This window comes from Paenibacillus sp. OK076 (assembly GCF_900110055.1).
In the GTDB taxonomy this organism is placed as follows: Bacteria; Bacillota; Bacilli; order Paenibacillales; family Paenibacillaceae; genus Paenibacillus.
This window is the reverse complement of record NZ_FOCH01000001.1, coordinates 2,149,748-2,172,511: the sequence shown is the minus strand read 5'-3', so window position 1 is coordinate 2,172,511 and position 22,764 is coordinate 2,149,748. Positions and strand designations below refer to the sequence as shown.

Sequence of the window (22,764 nt, the reverse complement as noted above, 5' to 3'; positions counted from 1 at the left end):
TCCAACATCCACGCCAATTCTCTAACATCCCATATCTGGTTATCATAGATTTTAGATTCACCTTGTTAAACTTTTGTGTAACAGGTATGAACGGTTTTATTGAATCATTATTGATAAGCTGCTTTGTTTTTAGCCATTTGCTTCTTAATGGGTATGATTTCTCAATACCCACAGCTGGTTCCTCCCGTTTTCATATCCAACACATCTCGCTATTACATTAAGCTGATGCATCATATGCAATATCATTGAAGAATCTTAGGCAATACTTCTTGAATTTACACACAAAAAGCCGACAAGCCCCTATCTTTGGGCTTGTCGGCTTTTCAACTTAACAATTTCAAATCATCGTTTCCGTTTCCATTTGAAGCTGGATTGTACGCATCTCCATGATGCTTCGATTAAGGCAGCAGATTTTCGTCAGCTGGCACATTTGTGTCTGGAGCTTGTGCTGCAGATACGAACAACCGTCCTGGCGCTTCCGCCTCGACTTTGTTTCCTGCTTCATCCTGCGCACGGATCACGATCACTCCACCCTCAAGCACCAGCGAAGATGCCGTGGTATAGGTGCCTGAATAATGACCAGGTTCTGTTTCCACCAATGGAATCTCTGCACCAGCCTGTGTGCTCAGATTGGATGGCAGTTCGATCCGGAAAGAAGCCTGCAATTTAGGGACACTATCGAACGAAACCGTTACGGTTTCTCCTGCCACAATCCGTACATCCTCCGCCGGAGAGATATTGGTCAGTTCAGGCAAAGACGTTTCCACATAAACCGTCCGTGTCACGGTTGTTTTATTGCCTGCAATATCTGTCGCAATGATTGTGATTGTGTTCTTGCCCTCATTCACAAGTACGCGGTGATTAAAGCTTCTGTCTTGCTCCAATTTCACCTTCTGTCCGTTAATGGTCACTTTGTCGAGGAATTGGTCCTGTACATCCCCCGTCACATGAACGACTTCTGTGTTGGTTCGGCTTCCTTCCTCAGGTGTAAGAACCGTTAACACAGGTGCTGTCTGATCCAAGATGATGACAACTGGAAGGGAGCGGTCTGTCGTTTTACCGTTAACTACTGCCTCGGCAGTTATGGCATTAACCCCTGCACGAAGTTTAACATTCAGCTTGAATTTTCCATTCTCCACTGTCGTTGTTCCGGCTAGTTCTTTCCCGTTATATATCTTGATTTGAGCCCCAGAAGCTGGGGAAGTTCCCGATACATCAAATGTCGGCTGGTTGGTATAGGTGTTCGTCGGTTGCGTGAGTACTGGTGCATTGACCGGATATTTCACTACTGCACGAATCATATAGTTACCCTCTTCTGCTGGTGCAGTACTCCATACACCGCCTACACGCTGCCAGCTCCGACCTGCATTCACACCATTTTCATCAGTTGCCAGTCCCGGTGCGCTCGTTCCGACAGCAGTCTGTACATAGACGATATAGAAATCACCTTGTACCACTACAGGTTCAGGAAACTCAACGGTTGTCCACTGATCATTGCGCAATGCGGTACCATCGAATGGTCCTGCCAGCAATCGGCCTGGCGCTCCACCCGATCCAGAGGCATCATAGACGGCATATTTAAATGCCGTTCCACCTGGTACTGGCCATTGTGTATTCCAGAATCGAAGTGATGCACCTGTAAGCTGTGCTGTCTCCAATTCTGGCGTCATACGTACAGCCCATGCGTTATCCGCGGCCACAAAGGCTCTTGCATTTTCAGCCGTTCCATCGTCATAAGCGATTTCACCAGGAAATCCGATAAATGGTTTTAAGGCAACTTTCGCTTCGACTGTACCGTTTCCAGGTACCGTTACGTTTACAGTTTTGCTATAATAGTCCGTCGCGATGACCGACAAGGTATAGCTTCCTTCCAGAACATCCAGAACGAATTTGCCGTCTGCTCCTGTGCGAACAGCGCCCACTTGAACATCTTCCAACACGAGAACGGATGCTCCAGCTATAGGTTTTCCTGTCCGTTCATCGCTCACAATACCTTCAATCTTACCTTGGGGGATGGTTTCCAGATTGAAGTTGGCTGTTGCTCCACTACCGTCCGTGATCGTTACCGTCTTCGTCTGAGGATAATATCCATAGGCCTCAGCCTTCAACGTGTAATCACCCGCCACGTGAGTGAAACTGTATTTGCCTGTTGTCGGGTCCGTCTTCACTGAACGCCCTGTTTCCAGAACGGTAACCGTTGCACTTGCAGGCAAGCTTTGCGGTGTCACAGAACCTGTGCCAGGTTTCTGCACTTCTGGCTGCTCCTGCTTGGTTTTATTGAACTCAGCCTTGTCCGTGCTTGAAACTTTGTACCAAGGAGTATCATATTCCGGCTTAGGCTTGTCACTGTTCAGAACAACCGCAGTATCTTTCGTAACCGTCTCAGCGGCGATACCCAGAATGCGGAAGTCATCAATGTACCAGCCTTGCTTGACAACACTGCTGTCCGAAGTCAATCTGAATCGGAATTGAACTTCATTTCCTTTCAATGCAGCCAGATCATAGAATACCGGAGTCCATTGTTTTCCATTGGAAGAATGAGAGAACTTGCCAAGCTCAGACCATGTGTTGCCACCGTCTTTCGTGGCTTCAACATAACCGTAATCATATCCACTTTCGATTTCATACCAATGATTGAACGTCAGCGTAGCTTGATCCACCTGGGTTAGATCCACGACTGGTGATACCAGAGAATAGTTAGAACCGTTCTCATAGGTGCTGTCCAGATCGGTTGCCCATACATTCGGCGAAGAAACCGCACTGGCAGGTCCAACGACGGGTACTCCGCGTTCCCACTCGTCCTTGGTTCCCGAATGAGTCCACCCATTGTCACTGTTACCATCAAAGTGATCGATGAAGATATCTTCAGGGACCTCCACCGTAATGGATACCTCATTCGACTTGTCACTCTCATTGCCACTATAATCAAGAGCGGCTACCGTATAAAAATAAGTCGAATCTGTTACTGTAGCCGTATCCGTAAATGTCGTTGCAGAAGTATTTCCGAGCAATTCATAACCTGAGCCTGAATTTGTTGAACGATACACGTTGTAGGATTTCAGATCCTCATCGTCCGATCCCGTCCAGGACAAGTTTACGTTCCCCAGAATGTCGGCAGAAGCGGACAATCCGCTTGGTGCTCCCGGAGCAATATCATCTGGAGCTTGTACTGAAAAGTCATCGATATACCAACCAGCCTTTTGAACAGAATTGTCACTGGTCAGATTAAATTTGATAAATACCTGTTGACCGGCGTACTCACGCAAGTCAATATATTGCGTTTTCCAGCCTCCACCGGCACCTGTAAAGCTCAATGCCTCTTCAAATGCAAAATCACTATCCTCTGTTGCAATATACACTTTGCCAAAATCGATGTTGCTCTCCAAATCATACCAGTGCTTGAAGGTTAATAATGCTCCCTCTGGGCTCTCGGTAAGATCAATTGGTGGTGCGAGCAAATAGGCATTGCTGTTGGCTGCATAAGTACCCGTCAGATTGGTTGCAATCAGCTTGTCACCAGAGAAGGCACTTCCCGGTCCACTTGTTGGTGCTCCCCATGTCCAAGTGTTGCCAACTCCACCCGAAGTAAAGCCCAGATTGTTTTCCTCAAAATCCTGCAGATACCCAGGCTGGACTCCATTCGATACTGCGACCTTGTAAACTTCACTCTCAAATCCGTTATTGCCATAATCATTGACCCGGATATAATACTCCAAGCCTTGTGACTCGATCAAAAATGCCGGAATTGTCGCTGTGTAGGTTCCATCTTTGGCATCCCCAGCTACTCGATTCATCGGCAGATATACGTACTGGCTCGTACCTGTTGTTTTGGCAAAAGCCTCCACTGTGGTTACCCCGACATTATCGGTAACACGCGCAGACAGTGGAATATCAAGCCCGGAAAAAGCAGAATTGACAGGCGTATGTTCCAGGACCGGCGCTTCCAGATCGTCACCTGCTGTAACAACTCTGCCGGATACCGTGCCTATGCCTTCAAGGACGGAGCCCACAGCATCCAGTGCATTGATAATGCCATGACCGTAGCCGTTATTAGGCGAGGTTGGATACCGGCTGTCTGTTCTCGGTGTTGCTGTATCCATAATAATTTGCTCCAACTGATCAACCGTAAGGGAATGATTGGCTTGAAGCAGGAGTGCGGCCAGTGCAGTAGTATGCGGGCCTGCCATGGATGTACCGTTCCAGCCCCCCTCATATACTCCGCCCGGAACAGAGGAACGGATGTTAACACCTGGAGCCGAAACTTCCGGTTTAATTTCCTCATAAGGGGAAGGACCAAGGAGGGAAAAAGAAGCCAAGTTCCCGTTGATATCCGTTGCTCCCGTAGCAAAGCTCTCTGGATAGTTCGCAGGGTTTGCAACCGAACCTGGGCCTCCCGGATTCGTCAGTGTCACATTCCCGGCTGAGAATTCCGGAAAGATCTGTGCATCACGCCAGGCCTGAACCATTGGACGGAACCACTCGTCCAATCCTGGACCACCACCCCAGGAATTGTTAACCACATCCGGGGCAAGCTCAGGATGCAAGTTTCCTTCAGCATCCACTGGAGCAATCAGCCATTGCCCGCCATCCAATATAATGGCATCAGTGGTACTCGGATTGAAAATCCGGACTGCAATCCATTTTGCTCCAGGAGCTACCCCGATCTTGTTGGTGCCGTTCGCTTCGGAGCCTACCATGGTACCCATCGTATGTGTACCATGACCGTCTCCATCCGCAGGAAGGGAGGCATGGCTATGGGGATCATACCAGCTTAGCTCAGGATCAACGACATTACCCGAAGCATCAAGCCCTCTCCATTTGCTGCGGAGCGCCGGATGGGTATAATCCACCCCGCTGTCCAGGTTGGCAACAACGATTCCTGTACCGTCGATTCCTCTATCCCAGACTGCTGGCGCATTGATAGAATCAATGTTCCATTCAACGTTCTCTGTCTGCAGGCTCTTATCGTTAGCAGCTGCACCTTCCTTCGACTCTGCCTCTTTGGCTGGTGCCTTGGCAGACTCCGTTGCCGGAGCAGCTGTTGCATTTTCGCTGCTAATCTCAGTTTTCTGCATATAACGCTGCTCGTTAGGCAGTATTTTATCCACCTCGGGAAGAAGTGCAATCTGTTCCATGACATCCTTCGTACTTGTTACTGCAAGTGCGTTAACGATGAAATAACTTTTATAATCTTTGACTTTGCCAAGGTCAAGTTCCTGTTCAAGAAAACTTTCCAGGGAGTACTGGGATCGCGAGGCCGTTTCCCGCAGAGAGCTGACAACGGTACTTCGCACGGACAGTTTCGTTGCCGAAGCCGTTTGCTTTTCGATTGTTGCCTTTTGCAAGGCTTGTTTGGAGACAGAGGCTGTATCTACCTGTTCTTTCATTTTCACCAGATAAGTAACATAATCATTGCTCTCAAATTCCTTGCTCAGCTTGGCGTTGACTTTAGAGGTGGTGATATTGTCCGAGCTGGATTTCATGTCGATCTTCTGCGATGCGGCGTTTTCAGCTGAAACCGGATGAATGATAGATAATGCAAGGAGAAGCGACAGGCCCATGGAAAGCGGCTTGCGTAAACGATTCATCTTTATCAAACTTTTCCACTCCTTTTACCCGGTTTTTGTAATACAGCGATTCACTGTATCCATTTCTTTAAACGAAACGATGATTGAAACGGCCTCCACTGGACAGACTTATTGCGTTTATTTACACCAAGCCTCACCTCCTTTACAGGACAGGTAATGAAATTACATCGTATGTGAAAGTTTATAGATAGCCAATTTCAGCTATATGAAAGAGGTGGATTTCAGATCAATCCATCTTGTGCGCGGAAGTTTATTTGCATGCATTTAAGGAGGGTAATCACCGGCGTTAGCAAGAACGCATACTTTACATGGGAGTATTATGGATCTGAGTAGATCAGGAGATTTCTTTGCCTATGTACAAACCAACACTTAAAATTACATATAATATAAAATTTAGAATCTAATTGTATATTTATGGTATATTATAGAGTCACAAAAAGAGATATACAAGCACTTTTATAGAAAATAATAGAAAATAAGCCTTTTTAATGCTTTTATAAGTCTAATGACTCTCCCTTATTCGTCCGCTTTTCACAAATGCGAACAACTCGGCTTTTTGATTGTCCCAGACAGTTCTTTATAACTATGTCTGATTCATTTGGACATCAAAAAGAACGACGTGAGAAACTTCACGCCGTTCTTTGTAGGTTCTCCCAAGCCAATCATGTTATGTGCGCTGCTTCAGACGATCCAACACCAGATACACAACGATCGCATCATCCAGATAACCAATCGGAAAGAGATAGTCGGGAATCAGGTCGGCAGACGAAATAAAGTATAACAATGCACTGCCGATCAGAGAACGATCATTCTCAGGTGTAATCTCATCACAGTATTGAATTTCCCTCACCGCAGTGATCGGCAGTTTTGTTACCGTATGGTTTGGTGTGTGGATGGGGTCCAAAGCGGCTAACATTCGTATTGGTTCATTCACATTGGGACAGTTCGGAACGCTTGTCAGCGGGATTCTCTTATTACTGATTGCAGCCAATAATTTGTTCTAATCATTTATGGCAAACTCCAAAAAAGGAGATATCTGATCAGATGTCTCCTTTTTGAGCATTTTAGAATTTTGTTGATGGAAATTGTCTTGTCAGAATCCTTGGCTATATACCCGGCTTATCTTATTTCAGTGCCGTAACCACTTCTTCACTGGAGCGAATCCGACCCAATCTGGGGAAAATGGTTTTACAAACGTAGTCATGCTCTTCCTTGGTAGCAGCTGTCATTGCATCTTCTACGAAAATCTGTTGATAACCATGCTGATAAGCTTCTCTGGCTGTAGTATCCACGCCGATTGACGTGGAAACACCACATAATACAATGGTATCTATTCCCCGACGGCGCAACTGTAGATCAAGATCCGTACCAAAGAAAGCACCCCATTGACGCTTGGAAACCGTATGATAAGGAGTATGGGCAGTCATTTCAGGCACAAATTGATCCCAGTCTGCGCTAAACTGAATCGCTCCCCGTTCCATATCCGTCTTTGGCTTTAACATGTCTTTTCCATCAACGGACGATACTTTTACAAGCACGACAAAGGCTCCCTTTTCCGTAAAAGCCTCTGCTAACTTGGCTGCATTCTCCACCACCTGCTCACCTGTGCGTGGAGCCTGCAGCGGGCTATTCACAATCCCCTTTTGCAAATCAATCACAACCAACGCTGTTTTTTCAGCTGAAATTTGTTCAGCTTCTGCTTTGTTCAAGTTTTCCATGATCTTCTCTCCCATTTGTTTCAAGTTTTCTGTATACCTTAAAATACACCCAGCCAGCATTGATCCATATCAATGCACTGGTAATGAGAAACACATATCGTATTCCCATCCAGGCGGCCACTTGTCCACCCAAAACGGCACCGCCGAATACACCCAGATATCCTGCTGACATATTAAAACCAAACATTCTACCTGTCAGGGAAGCCGGTGTAATTTTTTTGATCAGCGTATTCACCGAAGGAATCAGTCCGGCTGCTGCCAATCCCAATAAAAAACGCAGACCCATCAATTGCCACGGACTCGTTACAAAAGCCTGCGCTATGAAGAGAACTCCGGCAGCTAGAAGAGCAGCCAGTATTACTTTCTGCGCACCTATTCGGTCCGATAGCTTGCCCATTCTTGGTGCCGCAATGAGATTGGCGAGTCCTGATGCCGAGAACACAATTCCGGCCAACAGAGCAACATGCGAAGTGTTACCGGAAAGCTGCGTAATATACACGGTAATGATAGGCTCCACCGAATATAAGGCCACAGTGAGTACAAAAAAAGTAACAAACAAGTGAATCGTCAGACTTTTCTCGGGCACTTTTCGCCAGACTTCCCTGAGGCCAAGCACCACCTTGTCCTCTCGCGTGAACGATTCCTTCACAAATAGAGCGGTCGTAATAAAGGCGACCATCATCAGACCACCCGTTATAAAAAACGAATTCTGGAGGCCCCAATTTACCCCAATGAACCCACCAATTGTTGGACCGATCAAGGAACCTGCGATGTTGGCGGTTGAAAGTGTGCCCAAAGCATAGCCCGCATGTTTGGAATCGGTTTGGGTCGCTATCAGCGTTGTACAGGCGGTGCTATATCCTGTGATGGCACCCTGTAGCAGCCGAAGTCCAATGAGCATGTACACATTCGTTGAGAACCCCATACAACCTACCACTACAGCCATGCCCAAACTGGCTCGAAGCAGCATCGGTTTTCTTCCCCATCGGTCGGCAGCCGCTCCCCATATGGGGGAGAAAATGGCGGAAAGCACAAACGTGATGCCAAAGGCAATTCCGGAGAATTGGGCAATCGCTGCTGAGTCATTCACACCAAGCTGCTTGATGTACAGCGGCAAAATCGGTGCGATCTGACTCATGCCTACTCCGGTCACAAACATTCCGAACCAGCATACAATCAAATTTCTTTTCCACAGCGGCATATCAACAAGCCTTCCTCCTGCTTCAGAATCATATCCTCATCTTAGCGATCAGAACGGCTATGCACCATGCATTATGTTAAACTCCATGGACATTTTTGCTGTAAAATTCCGATGGACTCATTCCTTCCAATTGTTTAAAAAGCCTACTGAAATAAAACTCATCCGTGTAACCAAGTAACTGCGCCACCTCTTTCACTTTGTTGTTTCCTTCCAGGATCATCTCTTTCGCCTTATCCATCTTCAGTTTGTTAAAAAATTCGATGATGGAATATCCTGTAATCTCTTTGAAGGCTCTTGATAAATACGGGGCAGATAGCTGCACCAGCTCAGATAATTCGGTCAAGGTGACTTTACGATGCAGATGTTGATTCATATAGTTAATGATCTTTTCCACTTTCAAGGATGTGGCGTAATTACGATGACGTTTTTTTATATTTTGGCCGATCGCGATAATCAATTGCTGTAGTAAGGACTTGGTGCTAAACTCATAACCCGGTAATTTCGTATACCAGGTGTCTACCATATGTTTAAATACTTCTTCCAATTGATAATAGTCCTGTAATTGCTGGACAGCGGGCAAGGGAAACATCTCAACGTCCTCGTTTACAGTCCATATATTGTCATTCTGCTCGATCCGGACATAACTGAAGTGAACCGAAAAAAAACTTATGGGATTCTTAAGGTCAATCTCTATCAAGTGAGGGACATCCGGCTGAAGGTAGATCAGGACGCCTTCCTGAATGGTATGTCTTTTCCTATCAATGGTAATTTCCGCTTTGCCACCTGTAATAAAAATGAGTTCGTGATGTTGGAGCGTCCTCACCCCTTTATTTGAAAATGTCCGAAGTTCATTCGGTTTCCTTGAGTTGCAGTATAAAATATGGAAAAAGAGCTGATCTATATTCATGGTTCCCTCCACGCACATATCTTTCATTCAATCCTGTTTCTGACGAAGATAAACCTAAACGAACAAAAAAACAAGCTGCCTCCACTAAAATATGGATTGCAGCCTGCTTCGTGATTTTTTATTTTTTTGATCATCAAACGAAATCAGGTGATGTTCACGCCACCACTTGCATAGCCGACAACATCAAGTTTTGTGATGAATACACCTAAACGTATTGCCATTTAATTAATTCAATTTGTTAAACGACCATCGTTGTGCATCTGTACCATTATCATTCCATTGCTGGATTGCAGCCCCATCCGCCGTTGAAGAGCTCGACACATCTACTGCCAATCCATTCACCTTTGAAATGATTTTATAGTAACCGTTACCCGCATCCTGGATGCTCCACCTTTGGGCGTTAGAGCCGTTATCATCCCATTGCTGGAGCTGTACGCCGGGTGATGCTGTTGAGTTAGGCACATCCAGAACTTTTCCGCTGTGAACAGCCGTGAGTTTATAGAAACCATCTCCAGTGCTGTCGACCCTGAACGTTTGGTTACTCGCACTATAGTTGGTCCATTGTTGTACTTTGGCTCCGCTTGCCGTAGATACATCCACGATATCCAACACTTTACCGCTTGCTTTGGAACCGATCGTATAGAGGCCTCCGCTGACAATGTTCGGTGTACTCGCTGCTTGATATACCCGCACATAATCCACCAGCATTTGTGATGGGAAAGGTGTTGCATTATTAGGGCTTCCAGGCCAATTCCCGCCCACAGCCATATTCAACAGGAGGAAAAACGGACGCTGGAACTCCTCGGTGTTGCCTGTTCCATTTTCGATGTAAAACTCATTGAATTGTTTGCCATCCACAAACCATCTTATATATTTGGAATCCCATTCGATGCTGTACACATGAAATTGGGAAAAATCAAGATTCTCCGATATCTTTCCATAATCGGCATGCCCGTTAGCATCCCAGTGCACGGTACCGTTTACAAAAGCATTGTTGTTGACCCGCTCCATAATATCAATCTCTCCGCTCTTGGGCCAGCCGACAGAATTAATGTTACTTCCCAGCATCCAAAAAGCAGGCCACAACCCCTGACCGGACGGCAGCTTGATGCGTGCCTCAACCTTCCCGTAAGTAAAATCCTTCAAACCTTGGGTTTTGATTCGTGCGGAGGTATAGCTGCTGCCATTGTAATTTTCTTTGCGTGCAGTGATGACCAGATTGCCACCTGTAACTTGCAGGTTCTCGGTGCGATTCGTATAGTACTGCAATTCATTATTTCCCCATCCACCGCTGCCGGTACCAATCTCTGCAGACCAATTCGACGTATTCAGAGAACTTCCATTGAATTCGTCACTCCATACCAAATTCCAGTTGGTCGCTGCGTTGGTCGTCGTGCCAGGCAGCAAAGCGATTAGGAAACTGAACAACACCAGCGTACTTACGATTTTTCTTTTTTTCAACAATCTTTCCCTCCCCATATTAACGGACCGATTCTGAACGGGATACCCCTATTTTTCTCAATCCGTAACAACGTTTACATTAAATGTATTCTACCTGCGACTCGATTATTTCTACCAGCGAACATGATATATCCTGGACAAGAAAGCATTCGAAGTATTTTATCAGGCCTGTGCGAATGAACGGTCCATACCTTGTGACCTTTAATATATTAGGAAAATGGAAAATGATTCGTTCTCAACGTGAGGAAGGAGATCAGAGGTATGAGCAAGCAAGTGATCATTAATGCGGATGATTTCGGGCTGTCTCCCGGCGTTAATGAGGGAATTATTCAAGCGTATCAGGCGGGTGGAATTACGAGTACCTCGATGATGGTGAATATGCCGGGCTTTGATCATGCACTGAGTTTAGCCAGGTCACTGCCGGACCTCGGAATCGGTTTGCATTTTAACCTGACTTACGGGAGACCCGTGTCCGATCCGGCCCTTGTGCCTTCTTTGGTGAATCCTGACGGTTCTTTTCATCATGGCCAGTGTGGTTTAATACGAGACTTCGCTGATATTGCCAAAGAACTCGATGCTCAATGGAACGTTTTGGTTCAAGCGTTTCTTTCACCCACACATCTCGATTCCCACCAGCTGCTGCATCAGAACGATCCCATCATATTCAAAATCATGGCGGAGAAAGCCATCCGTGAAAACATCCCGCTTCGGAGATCACAAGTCCGGCACGCAAGCCCTGATATGCCAGCCCCTCGGATGACGGATACGATTCTGTTGGATACTTATGGAGATCATGAGGGTTTGCAGCGAATGCTTCAACATTTATCTACGCTCCCAGATGGCATAACCGAGATTGTATGTCATCCGGGATATGTCGATGATGCTCTGCGTGAAATCTCCAACTGGCTGGACATTCGCGAGCATGAGCTTGCCGTGTTTGTCAGTCAGGATGTTCCCCGAACGATACAGGCGTTGGGCATTGTGCCAATAAACTACAGAGCGTTGATGGAAACTACGGAAGAACCATGCGAACTGCCACCAATACAAATGACATCCCCTCTCAAACCAATAGAAAAAAGGCGGCCTCGTCATATGCGGCAGCGCTTATTGAAGCGGCAGCGTATGGCGAAGGTACGTCGTCTGTCCAAAAAGCGAAGAATGCTCCGTCGATCTTCTTCAACCCGCAAACGAGTGTAATTCATTGCTGAATCGCACAAGGAATAGGGCTATAACCAGTACATATCGCTGCTGGTTATAGCCCTTTGATCTTTTCTCTTAATCCAGCTCTATTTTAAATACAACGGGTGAGCCGCTATGCACGTTCCTTGTCGTGATCGTCAAGGACTCTTCCGTTCTGCTCCATTCCGGTTGTTCCTCGAAGCCCAATACCTGAATGTCCCTAATCAGTCCATGGAAATGATGAGAGTTTTCCTTCAACGAACGGATATGAACAATCCCGTTCTCCGGGTAGGCCATAACCGTGGCATAAAGGCAGCTTTCTTTTACAGTGAAACGAATGTCCTCACTTGTAAAGATCTTGGTCTCGCCATCTGTAAATTGTCCTTCCTTCACCTCGGTCGGCCCTTCCCCATACGTTCGCCAGAACGTCGTGTCATAGATCGCCTCGCCATTCACTTTCAGCCATTGACCTATGGCAAGCAAAATATCTCTGTCTTCATCCGGGATGCTGCCATCTGCTTTTGGACCGATATTCAGCAGCAGGCTGCCATTTTTACTCACGATATCGACGAGATCCCTAATAATCTCATCCGCTGTTTTATAGTTGTTGTTTTCTGTATAACACCAGGAATTTTTGGCGACAGCCGTATCCGTTTGCCAGAAATACGGTTTCAGATCGGCGAATTGTCCACGCTCCACATCGGGAACGGCACAGCCGAGCATAAAGGCATCATGTTTATAGTTAATCGCTACCGGAATGCCCCACTCTTCACCTTTGTTATAGTAGTAGGCGCTGAACTTTTTCAAGTAAGGTTTGAACGCTGCCGTCTGGATCCACCAGTCAAAATAAAAAACGCTCGGCTGGTATTGATCCACCAGTTCACAGCAACGAATCAGCCAATCTTCCAGATATTCATCCGTTGGAGGTGAGCCGTATATGTCCTGATGATCCGGTTCTGGCATGGCAGGCCAGTAGAAATCACCGCGTTTGAGCGGCTCCTTAACATCTGAATCAAATTTTTTTCCATGGGACATGAAAAACCAATGTTCAGCACGGTGTGACGAGACACACAAGGTAAGTCCCTGCTTCTCATACGCGACCTTCATCTCACCCAGCAAATCCCGTTTGGGTCCCATTTCATATGTGTTATAGTGAGAGATGGAGCTTTTGTACATTTGAAAGCCATCATGGTGCTCCGCAACAGGCATCACATATCGGGCTCCTGCTTGCTTGAAAAGTGTTGCCCACTCGTCTGCGTCAAACTTCTCGGCGCGGAACATCGGAATGAAATCCTTATAGCCAAACGCCTTGGGATGACCATAGACAGCAAAGTGATGCTCATACGCTTTGGAGCCCTCGATATACATATTTCGTGAATACCATTCACTGTCATAAGCAGGGATCGAGTAAAGACCCCAATGTATGAAAATACCGAACTTGGCGTTCTTGTACCACTCGGGAACCTCGAATGCGCTAAGTGAATTCCAGTTGTCCTTATACTTACCTTCGGCAATCGTTTTGTCGATCTGCTGCAAATATTCATTTTTGTCCAGCATTGTTCTCATTCGGTTCTCATCCCTTCCGTTATCGGCTGCACTTGTATTGTAGTAGCTGATTGAACAGATAAACATGCAGAACATTAACTTTTGCTTGGACAATACTAACCTTGTAGGGGAGATGAGGATCATGAATCATCAGACACTGCTCACAAACTACCTGTCCAATCTGCAAATTGAATTGTTCATGGTCAACTTCAATCGCTGCGATACGGATTGGCGGGACATCGATTACACACCCGATTACAGCAAATTTTATTTGATCTGTGAGGGCGAGGGCTGGCTCAAGATCGGCGATCAGGAGTATTATCCTGCACCGGGACAGCTTTTTTTGATGCCGGAAGGGGTCACGCAGTCTTATTCTGCCATCAGTGATCGTCCTTTTCTCAAGTACTGGTGTCATTTCAGCGCGAAGGTTGGAGGCATCAACCTATTTCAAATTTTGAACTTCCCCCACTTCTGTTCATCGGATCGGCCCGAGCTGATACAGGAAATATTCAACAGCATTCTTGATTACGCCCGATCCGGTGAAGTCTATGCGCATATGATGGCAAAAAGCAAATTAATAGAGTTGTTGTCCCACTACATTATGCATGTGGATCAGGAACAGATTAGTTATATCAATGTGCCTGTTGTGGAGAAAATATCTGCGATACTGGCCTATATTGATTCCAATATTGAAGAAAATATTTCTGTCCGGGATCTGGCTCAGATTGCATACATGCATCCCAATTATTTCATTCGTTTCTTCAAACAGCACATCGGTGTTCCACCCATGCACTACATTGCCAGCAAAAAAATGGAAAAGGCAAAAGAACTACTGACCTGTACGCCAAAAACAATTACTGCCATTGCAGAGCACCTTGGGTTTAGTGACTTATATTACTTCTCCAGGCAATTTAAAAAGCATACTGGTCTTAATCCAACGGAGTACCGCAAACAAATCATGGTCTGAACATCGACAAAGATGACATCATTTCACTTGCCCAAAAGCAAATGGAGCCCCACACAGGGAACTCCATTGTCATATCTTGCTGCGCTTGCCCGCTTCTTGCTCAACCACTCTTTTGACCTCTCTCAAGTAGGCGTACCCATAATCGTCATCGGGTTCAAGGTACGCCCCTTCCGCCCACTCATTCCATGCGTTGACAAACAGGAAGCCACTGCTGTTCAATTCCCTGGCTCTCGTTATCTGTCGCGATAAATACAAGCCGAATTTTTCAGGAGTTGACCCTACTGTACTTTGTCCATCAATCGATCGGCGCGGTGTATTGTCCCAATTCACAAATGCACCAGGATATACGACTTCCCCGTTTCGGTGAGGTGTTCTTTCGAGAATGGATGACCACACTTTATCGTAGTTCACCACAATGTGCTTCTGCCCCTGGATGTCCAGTTCAATCCAGATTCCATTCATATGACCATGTGCAAACGTATAGTGGGGCTCAAATTCCATGCTTGCGTCAAAGACAGGTTGATTAAAGGTAGGAAATCCACCGATCGTCTGCACAAAATGAATACCCTCCAGCCCGTGTTCTATCGCAAGCCTACGCCAATAATGAATCATTTCCTGACATCGAGGTATGCTTGCAGGCCGATAAATCAGAAATAGCGGTTTTCCCTCTACACGAATGTATCGTTTGTCCTTAAACGCTCTGATTAGATAGTCGAAATGTTGTTTCCAGTCACTCTCTTCCCCGTAGTCCTGAGAAATAAGAATATCCGATTCGCGTCCATCCCATTTGCGTGTCCACGTTTCATTAGCCCATGACAAACAAAAAGGGAAATCCGGTTCCCCACTTTCCAAAATCTCATCAAACGGCTTTTCAAGCAATCGTTTTCCTTTAAACCAGTAGTGATAATAACAGAATCCGTATATTCCGTACTTTTTGGCCGTGTCAGCCTGCCATTTGCGTACTTTGGGGTCCGTTAAATCATAGTAGTTCTGATGCAATGGCTTTTTGGGTTGCAGATGGCCTGGATAAAGGGGGATTGTTTTTTTTACATTGGTCCATTCTGTAAACCCGTCCCCCCACCACATGTCATTCTCCACAATCCGATGAAATTGAGGTAAGTGTAATGCAATAAGCTTCAAGCAGGACTCCTCCAATTAACAGACATATTCATTGGAAAATAATATCCATAAGCTGCAAACTTTTATGAAGATAGGATTGATTGTACTTCATATAAGAAAGTGCCCTGGAGGCAGCTAATCTTCGTTGATCCACATGGTCCCAATAATGTCCAAGCTTCTGTACAAGCTCTTCAAATGTTGCATAGCGTTGGAAATCATCCGTGTTCAAAGGGCCGCTTGAAGAAGCCGAAATAAGTTGAAATGTACCGCACGCAGCTGCTTCCATGATATGTCTAACGGAAGAGTTGTCCTGAACAACAATTTTGGTGCCGTTGTATAACTTTTCCGGAATTTCATGAGGTTGCACGGGCACAAATGCACCGAATCTCTCCCACCCCTGTCCTTCAACTCGCACTCTTTTATCCGATAACCACGCATGAGTGGCAAGAGCAAACAGGCAGCTGCCTGGGTGTGCATCCCCAATGATATAAACATCGGATTCATATTCTCTTCCCACCACCTGTGGACAGAACACAGCGGGATTCGGTGGAAAAGGTATGGCATGGCATGAGACATTCCCCATATGCTGATCCGAGGGAATCTGGGTCGAATGCTGTGTAAACACATAATCAAAAAAAGGGATGATTGATTCCATCTGTTTTACATCCGACTGGTCCGACAACCAAATCGCCTTTTTGGCAGATGATGTCCTCAACGCCTCCAAATTCTGATTCGACAGAGCATCTTCTCCATCCAGTACCAGAATCAAATCCAAATCCTGCCCCGCCGTATGATCTGCCAACGACTGAATCGTTTTGATTTCATTAACATATTGAACCAAATGCCTCAAGCTCTGTTCAATCAGAATAGAGTTCGCAGAACCTTTTCGTTCTATTGAAGGAGTAATCAGGAGGACCTTCAGCTGTTTATACTGAACACGGGGAGAATCCGAAATATTCCCATTGTCTTCACTAGCCATGGACTGTTCCTTACCGTCCTGAATCATTTTCATAAGATGCTGTTGCAGATCCGATTGCTGTAACACCAGATGACGCCGGATTGATTTGAGTTTTCGGTTCAATGTTGCGTTCATTTGTCTGAGGTATACCTGATTGGGATGCTGGACAGGACGCCGACTCTTTGGGGACTTGGCTGGCATACGCCTCCTTTTTTTGATGACCATACCCTCCAATCACGAAGCGGATTAACTCTCATTGCCTACAATATGCATTTGTCTTTGGCTAGGTTTCTATTGCCTCATTTTTAGGTGTATAACTATTCAAAGATGGGCTTCACCCGTGTCTTTAAATGTGCCACAACCCCGTGTCCATCCGGTTCTTGTCCTCATAAAATATATCAAACCAGATAGGAGTTGATATGATTGCCAACATTCGATAGCATTCTTGTCACGGGAAATCAAACCATTAATCAGGATTTGCAGGTAAACGGTAATGTAACCATTGGCTTGGATCTGCAGGTGAATGGAGAACAGACGGTTGCTGGCAGCTTGCAGATTAACGACAGCTCCTCCATTACAAATAATCTGGGTGTCGGTGGGGTTATCGAGGCAGGAGACAGTGTAAAAGCAACAACTCAGCTCATGGCGATGAATCAGCCGACTCATCCAGTTGCCTTGCCACTCATCCAGCAGCTATTATATTATAATCCCGGTGTACTTAATCAGCCGGGTCTAGTATTAACAGGCACCAGCGGGAATAAGTATGTTCTGTTTATTGATGAGAGCGGAGGAACACCAAATCTAGCGATTCAACGCGTGTAGGTTTCGCACGTAATATAGGCCGTAGTATAAAGGGGATGTCCCAAAAGTCATGAATATGACGATGGACATCCCCTTGTTATCGTTATTTTGTTTTAACGAATCTGGTACACGCTATTTGCTTCTATTAGCCCAGTTCTGCGATCTAACGAATTACAGAGACGTTATTTCGTTAATGGGGCCAATTTTTAAGGTTATAACCCCGTTTTGTGACGGAATAACGTCACTGAGGTTCGCTAAAATGTGCATTCCTTGAAAATTCGCCGTTTAAGGTATAGTAGGTTCGTTGGCACCTTAAGACGACTTATTCAGGGTTGATCAAAATGGACAAGGCCCCTTTGGATTCGAGTTGGAAACTTAACAGTTCTGCTTCTCTTAGATGAACCTGCACATTTCCGGTCTGCTCCCCATCATTGAATAGAACGACGGCAATCGAACCATCCGTATTTTTGAAGGCAACCGAACGGATGGATGCCTCATTGGAGGAAGAGTCAATCCGCACAGCCTTTGGACGAATCAATGCACTGAAATGAGCCAGGGCATAATAGTCCAGTGTATAGGTAAGCTCTTTCGTTTGCTGGTTAACCTTCACAATGCCGCGGCACGTACTTTTCCCGAAGCCAGGAACGGTAGGACCGTTATTCTCATCCAGTGCCATATTCCAGAGCACAAAAGATTTGCTGTAATTGCGAAGAATCTCAATACCTGTTCTGATCACATTGGAGAAAGCTTGTTCGAATGGAGGAATCCATTCCCCGCCTGATCCTTCGGTGAAGTGTACCTCTTTACCAGCAAAGGCTTCATACACCTTAGTTTGTGCCGAGGCCTCGCCCCCATACCAGTGCCACGCGACTCCATCTACCTCTTCTGCCGCCTCATCAAGTACTGTCAGCGGATAATCCGGACGATCCCAGTTGTGATCATAACAGAGGATTTTGGTTTGGATGTCGTTGCGGACCAAAGCCGGCTTGAGATGATTTTTGATAAAGTCTGCTTGGGCTTCAGCTGGCATCAACATGCCAGGATAATGTCCTGGTTCATAAAGTGCCTCATTCTGTGGTGTTACTGCATGGATAGGCAATCCATGGGATGCGTAGGCTTGAATATATTTCACAAAATAGTCGGCATATGCCGGATACCACTCATGTTTCAATTGACCTGTAATCATGGAGCCGCTAGTTTTCATCCAGCCCGGGGCGCTCCAAGGAGAAGCGAACAGCTTCAATTCAGGATTCAGCTCCAAAGCCTTTTGAGTCAAAGGAATAACATCCGCTTCATCGTGTGCAATGCTGAACCCGGATAATCCCGGGTCCGTTTGATTTTCTGGCAGATCATTATAGCTGTATACGGTTCTGGCATAGTCGGAAGCTCCCATCGGATTGCGGATGACCGACAATCCAATGCCTTCCTCGGGATGGAACAACCGGGTCATGACTTCAGCTCTCTGCTCTTCGCTTAATATCTGGTTGATCAGATAGGCAGATGAGTCCGTAAAAGAAGCCCCAAATCCATCCATTTCCTGATACGTTTGCTGATCATCCAGAAGGATGGTTGTAGTCTCCTTGCCGGAGTCCTGCGGTTTTAATTGATCCTGGGAGACGGATACAAACAATGCATCTTCTCCCGTGGATTTGTACATTTTGAATTTCGTCATATGCTTTCCCTCCATATTCCTCTTATTGGATACCCAATTTCTCTTTATTTTGCTTCATTTTCTCACTACGGACCTTCACGATGTCATCCCAACGGTTTTCACCTAAAAATGACTTGTAAGCAGCGAGTGCATTGTCAAAAGAGGCATCATCTTTGGCACGCACCATGCTTACCAGTGTTGAATTCCACTTGGCGTTGATCGCTGACAACGCACGTGCTTCAGGTGTTCCTTGATTCGGACTAATATTCTCCAGAATAAAGTGTGGTTTCAGTTTGCCTTTGCCCCACTCTTGCATTTGTTTAATCGCTTCCGGGAATGCATCCGCACTCAGTACTTTGTGACGGTCATGACCAAAGAACATGAATTCGCCCATCCGGTATTCCTTCTTGAATTTGTCCGCATTGTGCAGCTGCAGATCCTTCACAGCTGGCAGCAGCTCAACCGTACCGTCTGCATTCTTTTCATACGTCTCGCCTTCAATACCATAGTTCATCAGAAGCTGACCTTCTTCACTCAGCAGATACGTAAAGATTTGAATGGCTTTAGCTGGATCTTTGGCGTCTTTGGAGATGAAGTTGATCATCCAGCCTGTAATGCCGGATTGATTGAGTGTTGGTGCATTACCCTTAGTGCTTTGCGGTCCATCAACGGCTACATACTCTTTGCCTTCATTGGCACTCAGATAAATTTGCAGATTTCCACCCTGTTGAGGTGTGCCATCCAGCAGCATCGTTGCATATTTTCCAGATTTCACTTTTTCCTCAAAAGCCGTACCATCATCAGCAAAGCTGTCATCACTGATATTTCCGTCTCTGTATACCTTATTTAAAGTCTTCAGCCATGTAAGATAATCTTCATCCTGATTGCGATCATAGAATTCTCCATTTTCAGTTTCAAGCGGCACACCAATGAAGTCTTGCAACGTATCTCCGAGTGAACCTGTTCCTTCCCCGATTGAGTTAAAACCAAATGGAATCAGCGTTGGGAACTTTTCCTTGATCTGTTTCATCACATTTTCGAATTCCTCTGGCGTTCCCATGACAGGGCTTCCCAAAGCTTCGTACACATCTTTACGGATGATAAATGCCGTTTTGGCCGGGATGTTGCCACTATCATAATCGGCCTGAGTATTGGAGTAGTTCGGATAGCCATACGTCTTGCCATCAGCCAGCTGGAACCAGTTCAGGGTATCCGCAGCTGCGACTTTGTTGAAGTATGGATCATATTTCTCCGCAAGATCATTCAGCGGCAGAGCCCAGGTTGCAGCTTTTTGCACTACAGGAGAGTTGGAGTCAAACACGGTCAGCAGGTCAGGCATGTCGCCACCGGCAAAGAACGTATTTAATTTCGTGTCATCACCAGTAATGAATTTGATATTGATGTTCAGATCTTCCTTGATCTTTTTGGTCACAATATCTTTGCCGAAATCCGTGTTCCACCAGTCCGCATTAACATACCAGGTAAGGTCCGTGACTTCTTCCTTTTTATCGAGCTGCCACGCTGGTTTTTCCGGATCGACTGTATAGCGGTCTTCAATGGAAACCCAGTTGCCTTCGCTTGAACCCCCTGAGCCACCACTGCAGCCTGTAATCATAATCACCGCTGTCAGCAATGCCGCGCACAGTTTAACGCCTTTTTGGCCTGCTGCCTTATTCATCTTGAACATATTGTTTCCTCCTTAAGGTTAGGTGAGAAATATTGAATAGAGCGAACTTTCGAACAAGCTTGGATTTCTTTTACTCCTTGACTGCTCCAAGCATCATACCCGAGATAAAGTATCTTTGAAGTACGGGATAGATCAGTACAATCGGCAGCGTGGTAATAACAATCGTGGCCAGCTGTACCCCTTTCGTCGTTGTTTCGATGACTGCCGAGCCGCCCACATTTTGCATGGATTGTGTTTGGGATTGAACAATAATCTCGTACAGCATCATCTGAAGTGGATACAGCGACTGATCGGTAATGTACAACTTGGTTGTCATAAAGTCATTCCATTGCCCCACCCCATTGAACAATGCAATGGTTGCCATCGCTGGCATGGACAGCGGAATGAAGATTTTGAGGAAAATATGCCAGTCTCCAGCACCATCGATTTTGGCTGACTCCTCCAGGGAATCCGGTACATTCCGGAAGAAATTCATCAGAATGACGACATCATAGAAGCTGAACAATGCCGGAATAATGTACACCCAGAAGCTGTTGAGCAAGCCGAGTGATTTGATTAATAAGTACGTTGGGATCATTCCGCCTGAGAAGAACATCGTGATAACCCCCATGGCAACGTACAGTTTACGGCCACGTATGTACTTTTTGCTCAGACCGTAGCCGACCATGGCACAGAAGAACACGTGTGTAACAACTCCGATTGTTGTTTTGGATACGGAGATGAAGAACGCCTGCCAGATGCTCGAATCGTTGAACACGGCTCTATAGTTCTCCAGCGAGAACTCCGGTGACCAGAAGATGAACCCGCCTTCCGCCAAAGCCTTGCCCGAGCTAAAAGAAGAAATGATGACATTCCAGAGCGGAACCACAATAACGACAGTACAAATAACGAGTAAAATAATATTTAAGGTATCAAAGATCCGACTATCGAGATCTTCTTTAGCCACCTTTCCATTCACACGGGATGCCTCCTTCTACAGCACAGATTGATTATCGTTTAATTTGCTTGTAATTTTGTTCGCGGTGACCAGCAGAATAACGGACACGATCGAGACGCCCAGACCAACCGCGGTAGCATACGAAAAGTCACCCTGTGACATCCCCATACGGTATACATACGAATTGATAACTTCTGCCTTATCACGGTTTTGCGAGTTCATCAGAACGAGTGTCTGGTCCAGATTGGAACCAAGTAAACCGCTTACAGTAAGAATCAGATTAAGGCTGATGATCGACTTCATGTTAGGCAATGTGATATTCCAGATTTGTCTGAGACGGCTTGCACCATCAATTTTGGCAGCCTCGTAATACGTAGGATCAATCTTCGACATAATTGCCAAATACAGAATCGTTCCCCAGCCGGCCTCTTTCCAAATATCGGATAAAACTGCAATCCACCAATACTTGCCTGCATCCAGCAAAATGTTCTGCGGTTGCGAGATCAGTCCCAAGCTGAGTAACAGCTGATTAAATAATCCCGTTGTTGAAAACCAGGTGATCAGCATACCGCCCAATACAATCCAGGACAGAAAGTGAGGCAGATATGAAACCGTTTGCACGAACTTTTTGAAGCGTCCGCTGTTTAATTCATAGATCATGATCGCCAGGATAATAGGAATAACGAACCCGATACCCAATTTCAAAAAGCTGATCCCCAGCGTATTCACTACAGCATCCCAGAAGTATTTGTCGGACATAATGATTCTGAAATTTTCCAAACCGACCCACGGTGCGCTAGACAACGTATCAATGACGGTGTAATTTTTGAATGCAATCGTCAATCCGTATATCGGAATGTAACAAAAAATAATCATAAAAATGATGCCAGGTATAATCATCGATTGAATTTCCCATTGTCTTCGATAATCGATGACAAACTCTTTTACTTTTTGTCCAATTGGCTTCCTTCCCCCCGGTCCTACAGGCTTTTTACCGGTGGACGACGTCTCTACGGCTAATTTACTCACGCTCTTTTGCTCCCCT

At 45.8% G+C, this 22,764-nt stretch carries 15 protein-coding genes and 2 pseudogenes; 4 read left to right on the top strand and 13 right to left on the bottom strand.

The features are described from left to right. Positions 1–398: 398 nt before the first annotated feature. Together BMY78_RS09770 and BMY78_RS09765 are read right to left on the bottom strand one after the other, a co-directional pair. Positions 399–5,597: a S8 family serine peptidase gene (locus BMY78_RS09770; protein WP_090897362.1), complete on the bottom strand. Its 5,199-nt coding sequence runs from the start codon at positions 5,595–5,597 to the stop codon at positions 399–401. A 658-nt stretch (positions 5,598–6,255) separates the two neighbouring features. Next, a pseudogene (locus BMY78_RS09765) lies at positions 6,256–6,426 on the bottom strand (YkvA family protein); the annotation flags it as partial. Between the two features lies 1 nt (position 6,427). Here BMY78_RS09765 and BMY78_RS33695 point away from each other — a divergent pair. Next, positions 6,428–6,592, top strand: a pseudogene (locus BMY78_RS33695) (sporulation membrane protein YtaF); the annotation flags it as partial. Positions 6,593–6,712: 120 nt separating this feature from the next. Here BMY78_RS33695 and BMY78_RS09755 read toward each other — a convergent pair. From BMY78_RS09755 to BMY78_RS09740, 4 genes are all read right to left on the bottom strand, one after another. Further along, positions 6,713–7,306 carry a hydrolase gene (locus BMY78_RS09755; protein WP_090897359.1) on the bottom strand — a complete coding sequence of 198 codons (594 nt, stop codon included), beginning with the start codon at positions 7,304–7,306 and terminating at the stop codon, positions 6,713–6,715. Continuing rightward, positions 7,278–8,507 (bottom strand): multidrug efflux MFS transporter, encoded by a 1,230-nt coding sequence (locus BMY78_RS09750; protein ID WP_090897355.1) that lies wholly within the window; start codon positions 8,505–8,507, stop codon positions 7,278–7,280. Before BMY78_RS09750 ends, BMY78_RS09755 begins: the two co-directional genes overlap by 29 nt. A 76-nt stretch (positions 8,508–8,583) precedes the next feature. Continuing rightward, positions 8,584–9,414 (bottom strand): AraC family transcriptional regulator, encoded by an 831-nt coding sequence (locus tag BMY78_RS09745; RefSeq protein ID WP_090897351.1) that lies wholly within the window; start codon positions 9,412–9,414, stop codon positions 8,584–8,586. Between the two features lie 225 nt (positions 9,415–9,639). Continuing rightward, a complete protein-coding gene (locus tag BMY78_RS09740) occupies positions 9,640–10,893 on the bottom strand; it encodes an RICIN domain-containing protein (RefSeq protein WP_167434799.1) in 1,254 nt (417 codons plus the stop codon). Positions 10,894–11,136: 243 nt separating this feature from the next. Here BMY78_RS09740 and BMY78_RS09735 point away from each other — a divergent pair, with 243 nt between their 5' ends. Beyond that, complete coding sequence (locus BMY78_RS09735; RefSeq protein ID WP_090897345.1) at positions 11,137–12,072, top strand: carbohydrate deacetylase; 936 nt, start codon at positions 11,137–11,139, stop codon at positions 12,070–12,072. A gap of 78 nt (positions 12,073–12,150) precedes the next feature. Here BMY78_RS09735 and BMY78_RS09730 read toward each other — a convergent pair whose 3' ends face one another. Further along, positions 12,151–13,611 (bottom strand): alpha-L-fucosidase, encoded by a 1,461-nt coding sequence (locus BMY78_RS09730; RefSeq protein ID WP_371129156.1) that lies wholly within the window; start codon positions 13,609–13,611, stop codon positions 12,151–12,153. A 130-nt stretch (positions 13,612–13,741) separates the two neighbouring features. Here BMY78_RS09730 and BMY78_RS09725 point away from each other — a divergent pair, with 130 nt between their 5' ends. Continuing rightward, positions 13,742–14,566, top strand: a complete 825-nt coding sequence (locus tag BMY78_RS09725) for an AraC family transcriptional regulator (protein WP_090897341.1) — start codon at positions 13,742–13,744, stop codon at positions 14,564–14,566. A gap of 69 nt (positions 14,567–14,635) precedes the next feature. Here BMY78_RS09725 and BMY78_RS09720 read toward each other — a convergent pair whose 3' ends face one another. Both BMY78_RS09720 and BMY78_RS09715 read right to left on the bottom strand, forming a co-directional pair. Beyond that, positions 14,636–15,706, bottom strand: coding sequence for a glycosyltransferase WbsX family protein (locus tag BMY78_RS09720; protein ID WP_090897338.1), 1,071 nt, complete (start codon positions 15,704–15,706; stop codon positions 14,636–14,638). A gap of 28 nt (positions 15,707–15,734) precedes the next feature. Beyond that, complete coding sequence (locus BMY78_RS09715) at positions 15,735–16,844, bottom strand: glycosyltransferase family protein (protein ID WP_090897335.1); 1,110 nt, start codon at positions 16,842–16,844, stop codon at positions 15,735–15,737. A 222-nt stretch (positions 16,845–17,066) separates the two neighbouring features. Between BMY78_RS09715 and BMY78_RS09710 the strand changes: the two genes are divergently transcribed. Then, the gene (locus BMY78_RS09710; RefSeq protein WP_090897333.1) at positions 17,067–17,465 is read left to right on the top strand and encodes a hypothetical protein; all 399 of its coding nucleotides are present in this window, start codon (positions 17,067–17,069) and stop codon (positions 17,463–17,465) included. 301 nt (positions 17,466–17,766) lie between these two features. Here BMY78_RS09710 and BMY78_RS09705 read toward each other — a convergent pair whose 3' ends face one another. The 4 genes from BMY78_RS09705 to BMY78_RS09690 all read right to left on the bottom strand — a co-directional run bounded on the left by BMY78_RS09705 (position 17,767) and on the right by BMY78_RS09690 (position 22,748). Next, positions 17,767–19,116 (bottom strand): glycoside hydrolase family 30 protein, encoded by a 1,350-nt coding sequence (locus tag BMY78_RS09705; protein ID WP_090897331.1) that lies wholly within the window; start codon positions 19,114–19,116, stop codon positions 17,767–17,769. 22 nt (positions 19,117–19,138) lie between these two features. Then, a complete protein-coding gene (locus tag BMY78_RS09700) occupies positions 19,139–20,782 on the bottom strand; it encodes a type 2 periplasmic-binding domain-containing protein (RefSeq protein WP_090897328.1) in 1,644 nt (547 codons plus the stop codon). A 70-nt stretch (positions 20,783–20,852) separates the two neighbouring features. Beyond that, positions 20,853–21,740: a carbohydrate ABC transporter permease gene (locus tag BMY78_RS09695; RefSeq protein ID WP_090897325.1), complete on the bottom strand. Its 888-nt coding sequence runs from the start codon at positions 21,738–21,740 to the stop codon at positions 20,853–20,855. A 15-nt stretch (positions 21,741–21,755) separates the two neighbouring features. Then, positions 21,756–22,748 (bottom strand): ABC transporter permease, encoded by a 993-nt coding sequence (locus BMY78_RS09690; RefSeq protein WP_177185694.1) that lies wholly within the window; start codon positions 22,746–22,748, stop codon positions 21,756–21,758. Positions 22,749–22,764: the final 16 nt, after the last annotated feature.